10 protein-coding genes and 1 pseudogene are annotated in these 10882 nt (G+C 64.9%); 4 read left to right on the plus strand and 7 right to left on the minus strand.

The window, feature by feature from the left end:
- Window positions 1–25: 25 nt before the first annotated feature.
- Together DM373_RS27575 and hutC are read right to left on the minus strand one after the other, a co-directional pair.
- Entirely contained in the window at window positions 26–598 is a 573-nt protein-coding gene (locus DM373_RS27575) for a HutD/Ves family protein (RefSeq protein WP_110996502.1), read from the minus strand.
- Window positions 595–1305 (minus strand): histidine utilization repressor, encoded by a 711-nt coding sequence (gene hutC, locus DM373_RS27580; RefSeq protein ID WP_178125886.1) that lies wholly within the window; start codon window positions 1303–1305, stop codon window positions 595–597. The genes DM373_RS27575 and hutC overlap by 4 nt, the downstream gene beginning before the upstream one ends.
- Before the next feature lie 145 nt (window positions 1306–1450).
- On the opposite strand from hutC, the gene DM373_RS27585 reads away from it, so the two are divergent.
- Window positions 1451–2815: a formimidoylglutamate deiminase gene (locus DM373_RS27585; RefSeq protein ID WP_110996504.1), complete on the plus strand. Its 1365-nt coding sequence runs from the start codon at window positions 1451–1453 to the stop codon at window positions 2813–2815.
- 105 nt (window positions 2816–2920) lie between these two features.
- On the opposite strand, the gene DM373_RS27590 is transcribed toward DM373_RS27585, so the two are convergent.
- Together DM373_RS27590 and bamE are read right to left on the minus strand one after the other, a co-directional pair.
- Window positions 2921–3493, minus strand: a complete 573-nt coding sequence (locus tag DM373_RS27590; RefSeq protein WP_110996505.1) for a lipocalin family protein — start codon at window positions 3491–3493, stop codon at window positions 2921–2923.
- Window positions 3490–3744, minus strand: coding sequence for an outer membrane protein assembly factor BamE domain-containing protein (gene bamE, locus DM373_RS27595; RefSeq protein ID WP_079230016.1), 255 nt, complete (start codon window positions 3742–3744; stop codon window positions 3490–3492). The genes DM373_RS27590 and bamE overlap by 4 nt, the downstream gene beginning before the upstream one ends.
- A 229-nt stretch (window positions 3745–3973) precedes the next feature.
- Here bamE and DM373_RS29865 point away from each other — a divergent pair.
- Both DM373_RS29865 and DM373_RS29870 read left to right on the plus strand, forming a co-directional pair.
- Window positions 3974–5011 (plus strand): annotated as a pseudogene (locus DM373_RS29865) (HAMP domain-containing protein); the annotation flags it as partial.
- A gap of 129 nt (window positions 5012–5140) precedes the next feature.
- A complete protein-coding gene (locus DM373_RS29870) occupies window positions 5141–5866 on the plus strand; it encodes a methyl-accepting chemotaxis protein (protein ID WP_371923757.1) in 726 nt (241 codons plus the stop codon).
- Between the two features lie 95 nt (window positions 5867–5961).
- On the opposite strand, the gene DM373_RS27605 is transcribed toward DM373_RS29870, so the two are convergent.
- From DM373_RS27605 to DM373_RS27615, 3 genes are all read right to left on the minus strand, one after another.
- Window positions 5962–6558, minus strand: a complete 597-nt coding sequence (locus DM373_RS27605; protein ID WP_110996507.1) for a DUF924 family protein — start codon at window positions 6556–6558, stop codon at window positions 5962–5964.
- Between the two features lie 3 nt (window positions 6559–6561).
- Window positions 6562–7572: a class 1 fructose-bisphosphatase gene (locus DM373_RS27610; RefSeq protein ID WP_110996508.1), complete on the minus strand. Its 1011-nt coding sequence runs from the start codon at window positions 7570–7572 to the stop codon at window positions 6562–6564.
- A gap of 199 nt (window positions 7573–7771) precedes the next feature.
- Complete coding sequence (locus DM373_RS27615) at window positions 7772–10237, minus strand: glycogen/starch/alpha-glucan phosphorylase (protein ID WP_110996509.1); 2466 nt, start codon at window positions 10235–10237, stop codon at window positions 7772–7774.
- 185 nt (window positions 10238–10422) lie between these two features.
- Here DM373_RS27615 and DM373_RS27620 point away from each other — a divergent pair, with 185 nt between their 5' ends.
- Window positions 10423–10827: a YkgJ family cysteine cluster protein gene (locus DM373_RS27620; RefSeq protein WP_016712459.1), complete on the plus strand. Its 405-nt coding sequence runs from the start codon at window positions 10423–10425 to the stop codon at window positions 10825–10827.
- Window positions 10828–10882: the final 55 nt, after the last annotated feature.

Below are 10882 nucleotides of genomic sequence, written 5' to 3' on the forward strand. Positions count from 1 at the left end.
GCCCCGCGAGAGTGCAACAGCTGGTTTAACGCGGCATCAGCTCGATCAGGCAGAACCGCCCCTGCACGTCCAGCGCCAGCAACCCTTCGTTGCCCTCCAGGCGCAAACAGTCATACCGGCCCAGCTGCTGGGTCTCGTGCCCCGTCAGCCCGACTTCCACGTGATTGCTCGCGGCAAACAGCAACACCGTCGAGGCCGAGCTGAACAGCCGGCTGGTGCCATCGAACCACTGCAACCGTGCGTGATAGCGCTGCGGTGCATAGATCAGGTTGAAATCCCGGATCGCCCCACCCAGCAGCTCGCAGCTGACCTGGCTCTCGCCGCTGAAGGCGAAGGCATCGAATGGCAACAGTGGACGGCTGGCCTGGCCATCGACCAGCAGGCGCATGCCATCGCCCTGCAGCACGGTGATGATGCGCTGGTAACCGGCGAAGGTGGAAAAACCGCCGGACGCTTCAATGTCGGCGATCGACAGGCGCCAGCCGAAGCCGTCCAGGCCGTCGCCGGCATCGCGGGTGATCTCTTCGGTGAAACCGCCACCGTTCTTCCAGGGCATGCGCGGGTAATCCTGCGCACGCAACAACTGCAACGCACTCATTTACTGAATCGTCCTTCCAGGCGATGACGGGAACCGGGGTGGATCAGGCGCGCGGCGGTGACCGGCTGGCGACCCGACCAGGTGCGGCGGCGGATCAACAGGCAGGGCTCGCCGCGTTCGATCTGCAGCAGCTGGCACTCGTCGGGCTCGGCCAGTATGGCCTCGACCACGTGCTCGCCTTCGGTGAGCGGCGCCACCTGCGACAAGTAGGCGTAGGGCGTCTGCCGGGTGAAGTCCTGCTTGAGGTAGTCCGGGGCGATGGCGGCGTTGACGTAACGGTCCTCGATCTGCACCGGCACGCCGTTCTCGTAATGCACGATCAGCGAGTGGAACACCCGCTGGCCTTCACGCATGTCCAGGGCCAGGGCACGCTCGGAGCCGGCAGCCTCTTCGGCCAGGGTGATCACCTGGCAGCTGTGCTGGTGGCCGCGACCGGCGATCTCGTCGGCGATGTTGTTGACCTCGAACAACGCCGAGCGGCTCTTGGGCTCGGCGACGAAGGTGCCGACGCCCTGCATGCGCACCAGCAGCCCTTCGGCGGTGAGCTCACGCAGGGCACGGTTGATGGTCATGCGGCTGAAACCCAGCTCGCTGACCAGCTCGCTCTCCGACGGCACCCGGTGATGCGGCGGCCAGCTGCCGTTTTCGATCTGCTGGGCGATCATCTGCTTGACCCGGGCATACAGCGGCGCCGGCCCTTCGCCCATCTGGGCAACCAGCGCGGAGACAGGAGGTGTCGGCACGGCGTTGAATCCTTGTACGGTTGGAGTGAACGGTAGCTTGCCGGAGTTTACCCGGCAGGCAAACGGCTGTATATGTATATACAAGTTAAACAATAACAGGATTTCACCGATGTCCGCCTATTTCGCCGAACGCGCCCTGCTACCCACGGGCTGGGCCCGCAATGTCCGCCTGGAGGTCGCCGCCGATGGCCGGCTGACGGCGGTCGAGGCCAATGCCAGCGCCGAGGGCGCCGAGCGCCTGGCCGGCCCGCTGTTGCCAGGCATGCCCAACCTGCACTCGCATGCGTTCCAGCGGGCCATGGCGGGGCTGGCGGAAGTGGCCGGCAACCCCAACGACAGCTTCTGGACCTGGCGCGACCTGATGTATCGCCTGGTGGGGCGCATCACCCCGGAGCAGCTGCAGGTCATCGCCCGTCAGCTGTACATCGAGATGCTCAAGGCCGGCTACACCTCGGTGGCCGAATTCCACTATGTGCACCATGACCAGAACGGCCAGCGTTACGCCGACCCGGCCGAGCTGTCCCGGCGCATCAGCGCAGCGGCCGCTGCCAGCGGTATCGGCCTGACCCTGCTGCCGGTGCTGTACAGCCACTCGGGCTTCGGCGGGCAAGCACCCAACGACGGGCAGCGGCGCTTCATCAACTCCACCGAGCAGTACCTGGCGCTGCAGCAACAGCTCGCCCCGGTGCTGGCCGCGCAGCCGGCGCAACAGCTGGGGCTGTGCTTCCACTCCCTGCGCGCGGTGACGCCCGGGCAGATCGCCGAGGTGCTCGGCGCCAGCGACAAACAGTGCCCGATCCACATCCATATTGCCGAGCAACAGAAGGAAGTCGACGACTGCCTGGCCTGGAGCGGCCTGCGCCCCCTGCAATGGCTGTATGAGCACACCGAGGTCGATTCACGCTGGTGCCTGGTGCATGCCACCCACGCCGAGCCCGACGAAGTCACCGCCATGGCCCGCAGCGGCGCGATCGCCGGCCTGTGCCTGACCACCGAGGCGAACCTGGGCGATGGTATTTTCCCGGCGGTGGACTACCTGGCCCAGGGCGGGCGCATGGGGATCGGCTCTGACAGCCACGTGTCGCTGAGCGTGGTCGAAGAGCTGCGCTGGCTGGAATACGGCCAGCGCCTGCGCGACCAGCGGCGCAACCGCCTGTACCGCAACGATCAGCCGATGGTCGGGCGCACCTTGTACGACGCCGCGCTGGTGGGCGGCGCCCAGGCACTGGGCCAGCCGATCGGCGAACTGGCCGTGGGCAAGCGCGCGGACTGGCTGGTGCTCGATGGGCAGGACCCATACTTGGCCGTGGCGGACGGCGACGCCATCCTCAACCGTTGGCTGTTTGCAGGCCACGATCGCCAGGTGCGCGATGTGATGGTCAACGGCCAGTGGGTGGTGCGCCAGGGGCGACACGGCCAGGAAGCAGAGAGTGCGCTGGCGTTTGGCGAGGTGCTGCGCCAACTGCTGGGCTGAGCTGCAAAACCATCGCGGGGCAAGCCCGCTCCCACGAAATGGGCGACCCAGTTGCTTGGGAGGCGTCCAGTTCGTGGGAGCGGGCTTGCCCCGCGATTTGCCTGATCAATGCCGGGCGACGATTTCCTTGTCCGCCGTGCGCCAGATCAGCCGGCGGGTGTCGTAGCCCTGCTGGCGCGCCTTGGCCAGCAGGTTCTCACGCTCCCACGCCGGCAACGACGGCGTGCGCGACAAAATCCACAGGTACTTGCGGTCCGGGCTGCCGACGATGGCGGTGCGGTAGCGCTCGTCGACGAACAGAATCCAGTAGTCACCCTTGGCCACGCCCGGCACCAGGCGCGTGAACCAGTTGTCGAACTCCACCCACAGCTTGTCGGTATGCCCGGGCTGTTGCACGGTGGCATGGCCTTCGGCGCGCAGCCACTCGTCACCCAGGGTGCGGCAGCGGTTGAGCACGCCCACCGTGCCGTCGGGCTTGAGGTTGTAATGGGCCTCGGACTGGGCGCAGCCGTCCTGGTACTTCATCGGCAAGCGCGCCAGCTCGAACCATTTACCCTGATAACGCTTGAGGTCCACCGCACCTGCGGTCTTCGGTGCCAGCGGGTCGGTGGCGGACGTGGCGCAGCCACCCAGCAGCATCACCAGGCACACACTCAACAGCAGGTGCAGACGCCTCATTTGAGGCCCTGCCCGGAGTACATCAAGACTTTGTCCGCCGCGTACTGCACGCTGATGAAGCTCTTCTCGTCACCCCAGGTGCAGCTGCTCATGCCCAGCGCGCCGGAGCACTCGGTGGGCGTGCCGAGCAGTTGCTCGACCTCGGCCTTGTTCATGCCGGCCTTGAGTTTGGAATAGTTTTCCTGGTTGATCTTGCTGCAGGCAGTCAGGACGACGCACAAGGACAACAGGGCGAGGGAACGCAACGACATGAAAGTGACACTCCTGGAGGTGGATACACAGGTTCTGAGAGGCCTGCTGGGAGCTTAGAAGGGAAAAAGGGCCTGCGGTTCCCTGCCACCCGAGGTTTTCCTGCCGCACCGCCAGTCGGTATCTGCGCAAACGATTAATGTTTTTTCCAACACTGACGACACAGCTTCCGACGGTGTGGCGTTTCGCCGCACCTGCCCTCCTCCGTGCCCGTGCGCAGACTTTCTAAAAATGACCAAGAACCTCAAGTTCAGCCACAAGATCCTGCTGGCTGCCGCCCTGGTGGTGGCCGTTGCCTTCACCTGTTTCGTGCTGTTCAACGATTACCGACAACGCCAGTCCCTGCGCAGTGACACGGAGGCCACTCTGCAGGACCTGGGCAATCTCACCGCCGGTAACATCCGCAATTGGCTCGACAGCCGTATCCAGTTGCTCAACACCCTGGCCCAGCAGGTCGCCGTGGACGGCCCGGGCAAAGCCAGCCTGGACCGCAGCCTGGCGCTGCCGGTGTACGCCAGCAACTTCATGCTCAGCTACTTCGGCGGCCAGGACGGCAGCATGCAGTCGGTGCCGGTAGGCAGCCGCGCCGCCGACTACGACCCGCGCGTGCGCGGCTGGTACAAGGCGGCCACTGCCGCCGGCCAGACCATCGTCACCGAGCCGTATATCTCGGCCTCGGCCGGCAAGCTGGTGATCACCCTGGCCACCCCGGTGCAGCAGGCCGGCCGCCTGATCGGCGTGAGTGGCGTCGACACCGACCTGCAGACCATCAGCAACCTGATCAATACCCTCGACTTCGACGGCCGTGGCCACGCCTTCATCGTCAACGGCGAGGGCAAGATCCTCATCCACCCCAAGGGCGAGCTGGCACTCAAGACCCTCGGCGACGTCTACCCGGCCAACACCCCGCGCATCGGCAATGGCCTGAAAGAAGTCGAGGTCGATGGCCGCAAGCAGTTCATCAGCTTCACCCATGTCGACGGCGTGCCGTCGGCGGACTGGTACGTGGCGCTGGTTCTCGACCAGGACGCAGCCTTCGCCATGCTCGGCGAACTGCGTACTTCGGCGGTGGTGGCGACCTTGATCGCGGTGATCGTGATCATCGCCCTGCTCGGCCTGTTGATCCGCGTGCTGATGGAGCCGCTGCACGTGATGGGCCGTGCCATGCATGACATCGCCGAAGGCGAAGGCGACCTGACCCGGCGCCTGAAGATTCACGCCCAGGACGAATTCGGCAGCCTGGCGCTGTCGTTCAACCGCTTCGTCGAGCGTATTCACGAATCGATCCGCGAAGTGGCCTCGGCCACCGGCCAGGTCAACAGCGTGGCGGGCCAGGTGGTCAGCGCCTCCAATGCCTCGATCCACAATGCCGACCAGCAGTCCAGCCGCACCAGCAGCGTGGCCGCGGCGATCAACCAGCTCGGTGCCGCCGCCCAGGAGATCGCCCAGAACGCCGCCCTGGCCTCGCAGCACTCCAGTGCCGCGCGTGGCCTGGCCGAGGAAGGCCAACAGGTGGTCGGCGAAACCATCGAAGTGATGAACCAGCTGTCGGCGCGCATCAGCGATGCCAGCGGCAACATCGAGACGCTGAACAACCACACGGTGAACATCGGCCAGATCCTCGATGTGATCAGTGGCATCTCGCAGCAGACCAACCTGCTGGCGCTCAACGCCGCCATCGAAGCCGCCCGCGCAGGCGAGGCCGGCCGTGGCTTTGCCGTGGTGGCCGATGAGGTACGCAACCTGGCCCATCGCACCCAGGATTCGGCGCAGCAGGTACAGCGCCTGATCGAGGAGTTGCAGGCCGGCGCGCAGATGGCCGTGAGCACCATGAACCAGAGCCAGCAGCACAGCGACCGCAGCGTCGGCATCGCCAACCAGGCCGGCGAACGCCTGGGCAGCGTCACCCAGCGCATCGGCGAGATCGACGGCATGAACCAGTCGGTGGCCACCGCCACCGAAGAGCAGACGGCCGTGGTCGAGTCGATCAATGTCGACATCACCGAGATCAATACGCTGAATCAGGAAGGGGTGCACAACCTGCAGAGCACCTTGCGTGCCTGCACCGACCTGGAGCACCAGGTGGAGCGGTTGAAGCATCTGGTGGGCAGTTTCAGGATCTGATTAGGTAATGTGGGAGCGGGCTTGCCCCGCGATTGCGATGTCAGAACCACCATCGCAATCGCGGGGCAAGCCCGCTCCCACACAAAGCACAGGGCTTAGAAACGCGAACCAGGCTCCAGCAAGAAATCCATCTCTTCACTGGTACTCGGCCGCTCCAGCACCAGGTTGCGGTGCGGGAAGCGCCCGAACCGGGCAATCACCCGCTGGTGCTGCTCGGCATAGTCGAGGAAACCTTCGAACAACCGGCGATTCGCCTCCGGTTGTTCACCCAGCAAGGTCTGGTAGCGCTCGACGCACAGGTTCTGCCAGTCCAGCACCTCGGCATGCTCCAGCACCAGCAGCACGAACACCCGCTGGATCGGCAGCAGCTGGTAGTCCCAGCCTTTCTGCAAACCCTGCATGGCCACCACCTGCGCCCGCCGGTCGCCCTCGAAGGCGCGCGGCGTGTCGCGGTGGATCATGCGCGGCAGCTGGTCCAGCAGGATCAGCAAGCCGAGCCAGCCCTGCGGGCTCTGCTGCCAATCCTCGAGCCCGCCCGCCAGGGCGTGCTCCATCAGGTCGCCGAACAGCGCCTGGGCTTCGGCATCGTGGTGCTTGCCGAACCACAGCGTGCTCTTCTCGTCAGCCACGGCCTGGGGGCTGGCGCCCCAACCGAACCACCACTCCAGCAACGGCTGCCAAGGTGCGAGCATGGTTTACTCCTTGTGGTACGCGGTGACGCGCTCGACCTCTTCCTTCGAGCCGAGGATCACCGACACGCGCTGGTGCAGGCCCTCTGGCTTGATGTCGAGGATGCGCTGGTAACCGTCGGTGGACACACCGCCGGCCTGTTCGATGATGAACGACATCGGGTTGGCTTCGTACATCAGGCGCAGCTTGCCCGGCTTGCTTGGGTCGCGGGCGTCGCGTGGGTACATGAACAGGCCGCCACGGGTCAGGATGCGGTGCACGTCGGCCACCATCGAGGCGATCCAGCGCATGTTGTAGTTCTTTTTCAGCGGGCCGGTCTCACCGGCCAGCAGCTCGCCCACGTAGCGCTGGATCGGCGCTTCCCAGTGGCGCTGGTTGGACATGTTGATGGCGAATTCGGCGGTGCTTTCCGGCACGCGGATGTTCTCGTGGGTCAGCACGAAGCTGCCCAGCTCGCGGTCCAGGGTGAAGCCCTTGACGCCATTGCCCAGGGTGAGGATCAGCATGGTCTGCGGGCCATAGATGGCATAACCGGCGGCGACCTGCTCGGTGCCTGGCTGCAGGAAGGCGTTTTCGTTGAGGCTTTCGTTCTGGCTCAGGTATTGGTTAGGGCAACGCAGGACCGAGAAGATGGTGCCGACCGAGACGTTGACGTCGATGTTCGACGAACCGTCCAGCGGGTCGAAGACCAGCAGGTAGGCGCCTTTGGGGTACTTGCCCGGGATCTGGTAGGCATTGTCCATCTCTTCGGAGGCCATGCCGGCCAGGTGGCCGCCCCACTCGTTGGCTTCGAGCAGGATGTCGTTGGAGATGACGTCGAGCTTCTTCTGCACTTCGCCCTGCACGTTTTCGGTGCCCATGCTGCCCAGGACGCCACCCAGCGCGCCTTTGGAGACGTGATGGCTGATTTCCTTGCACGCACGCGCCACCACTTCGATCAGGAAGCGCAGATCGGCAGGGGTGTTGTTGCTGCGGGTCTGCTCAATCAGATAGCGACTCAGGGTAACGCGGGACATGTATGGCTCCGAAAAGGAAAGGGGGAGAAAAACCCCCGCAGTTTACAGGGAGAGTTGCGGGCTAGCGAGCAAAGAGACTCGCTGGGCGACGTTGAGTTCAGCCCGCCGAGGGCCAGCTGTCGGCCAGAAAAGCATCGCGGGGCAAGCCCGCTCCCACGTGTTACCAGCGTGGGAGCGGGCTTGCCCCGCGATAGGGAGCTCAATCCAGGGCTTTCCAGATCTCGGTGGCATATTCACGAATGGTCCGGTCCGACGAGAACCACCCCATCCGCGCGGTATTGAGCACCGCCATGCGCCACCACTCCTGGGGCGTATGCCACAGCTCCTCGACCCGCCGCTGGGCATCCCAGTAGGCGTCAAAGTCGGCACACACCAGGAAGCGGTCATAGGCGATCAGGCCATCCACCAGCCCGGTATAACGCGACGGATCATCCGGTGAGAACACCCCACTGCGGATTGCCTGCAGCACATCGCCCAAGCGGTGCGACGCCCCAATCGCCGCGCTGGCGCCAAAGTCGCCACTGCGCTTGCGCGCCTCCACCTGCTGCGCGGTCAGGCCGAAGATGAACATGTTCTCGGCACCGACCTGCTCGCACATCTCGACGTTGGCGCCGTCCAGGGTGCCGATGGTCAGCGCGCCGTTGAGCCCGAACTTCATGTTGCTGGTGCCAGAGGCTTCGTAACCGGCCGTGGAGATCTGCTCGGACAGGTCCGCCGCCGGGATGATGCTCTCGGCCAGGCTGACGTTGTAGTTGGGCAGGAACACCACCTTGAGCAGGCCGCGCACGGTCGGGTCGTTGTTGACCACCCGGGCGATGTCGTTGGCCAGCTTGATGATCAGCTTGGCCTGGTGATAGCTGGCCGCCGCCTTGCCGGCGAAGATCTTCACCCGCGGCACCCAGTCGGTGCCGGGGTCGTGGCGCATGGCCTGGTACAGCGCCACGGTGTGCAGCAGGTTGAGCAGCTGGCGCTTGTACTCGTGGATGCGCTTGACCTGCACGTCGAACAGCGCCTCGGGGTTGACCGTCACCCCCAGGCGGTCCTGGATGATGGCGGCCAGGGCACGCTTGCTGTGCAGGCGCTGGGCGGCGAACTGCTTGCGAAAATCGGCCTTGTCGGCAAAGGGCACCAGGGCCTTGAGCTTGCCTTCCGGGTCGTCCAGCACCTCCGGGCCCAGTGCCTCGGTGAGCATCGCCGTGAGCGGCGGGTTGGCCTGGTAGAGCCAGCGGCGGAAGGTGATGCCGTTGGTCTTGTTGTTGATCCGCTGCGGGTAGAGCTTGTGCAGCTCGGCGAACACCGTGCTCTTCATCAGCTTGCTGTGCAGCGCCGACACACCGTTGACGCTGTGCGACCCTAGGAACGCCAGGTTGCCCATACGCACGCGACGGCCATTGTCCTCTTCGATCAGCGACACCGCGCGCAGCACGTCGAAGTCGTGCAGGCCTTTGGCCCGCAGCGCGTCGATATGGTAGGCGTTGATCAGGTAGATGATCTGCATATGCCGCGGCAGCATGCGCTCCATCAGCGCCACCGGCCAGGTTTCCAGGGCCTCGGGCAGCAGCGTGTGGTTGGTGTAGGCCAAGGTGCCCACGGTCACCTGCCAGGCGGTGTCCCAGGGGATTTCGTGCTGGTCGACCAAGAGCCGCATCAACTCGGCCACGGCGATCGACGGGTGGGTGTCGTTGAGCTGGATCGCCGCTGCATCCGGCAGGTTGAGCAGGTTGTCATGCATGTTCAGGTGGCGGCGCAGCAGGTCCTGCAGCGAGGCGGAGACGAAGAAGTACTCCTGGCGCAGGCGCAGCTCCTGGCCGGCCTCGGTGCTGTCGGCCGGGTACAGCACCCGCGAAATGCTCTCGGCCCGGGCCACCTCGGCCACCGCACCCAGGTGATCGCCGGCGTTGAAGCGCTCCAGGTGCAGCTCTTCCAGCGCCCGGGCGCGCCACAGGCGCAAGGTGTTGACGCTGGAGCCACGCCAACCGACCACTGGCGTGTCGTAGGCCACGGCCCTGACCGTTTCGCCCGGCCACCACACCTGGCGCTGCTTGCCAGTGCCTTCCTGCACGGTTTCGACACTGCCGCCAAAGCTGATCGGGTAGATCACCTCGGCACGCTCGAACTCCCAGGGGTTGCCGAAGTCCAGCCAGTTCTCGGTCTGCTCCTGCTGCCAGCCATCGACCAGCGCCTGGCGGAACAGCCCGTGCTCGTAGCGGATGCCATAGCCATGGGCGGCAATACCCAGTGTCGACATGCTCTCCATGAAGCACGCCGCCAGGCGCCCGAGGCCGCCGTTACCCAGCGCCGCATCCGGCTCGAGCAGGCGAATGCGCTCAAGGTCCACGTCCAGGCCCTGCAACGCCTCGCGGGCGATTTCCAGGTAGCCCAGGTTGCTCAGGCTGTCGTACAGCAGCCGGCCGATGAGGAATTCGAGGGAAAGGTAATACACTCGCTTCTGGCTACGGCGGTAGGCCCGCCGGGTGTGGTCCATCCAGTGGTCGACCATGTGGTCGCGGGCCGCCAGGGCGATGGCCTCGAACCAGTCGTGGTCGAACGCGTGTTCCGGGTCCTTGCCGACCGCGTAGGTCAGCTTGGCCAGCACGGCGGCGCGAAAATCCGCCACCTCCTCTTGATGAGCTTTGGCCTCACGGGCCTTGTTTTCCTGGGACATGCGGCATCCTCGGGCAAGTAGGCTAAAGCGCAGGGAAAGTGTTCAGCCTAGACGGTCTGACACAGAGCGACAGCAACGGTTCGCGGATTTCATGCACCAGGCGGGTATCGGGCAAAAGGTTGTTCACAAATTGAACAACTCCGGTATGATCGCGCGCCCCAAGACCGTGATTCGCCCCCATAAAGATGAAAACGACCCTGATCGCCGCCGCCGAAGTCGACCGCCTGGAGACCTGGCAGCGCTATGCCAGCCACATGTGCGGTGGCTGCCATTCGACCTGTTGCACCTTGCCGGTGGAGGTGAAGATCAAGGATCTGATCCGCATCGGCGTGGTAGACGAGTTCGAAAAAGACGAACCGCCGAAGAACGTGGCCAAGCGCCTGCAGAAGGAAGGCATCATCGAGCGCTTCAACCAGAAGTCGGGGATCTTCACCCTGACCCGGATGAGCAACGATGACTGCATGTACCTGGACCGCAAGAGCCGGCTGTGCACCATCTACGACAAGCGCCCGGACACCTGCCGCAACCACCCCAAGGTCGGGCCGCGGCCGGGGTATTGTGCTTACAAGCCCAAGGTGGTCGGGCGCTGATCCTGCTTTGCTTTTGAAGTCCAGGGGCTGCTTTGCAGCCCTTTCGCGGCACAAG

It is taken from the genome of Pseudomonas sichuanensis, assembly GCF_003231305.1.
GTDB lineage: Bacteria > Pseudomonadota > Gammaproteobacteria > Pseudomonadales > Pseudomonadaceae > Aquipseudomonas > Aquipseudomonas sichuanensis.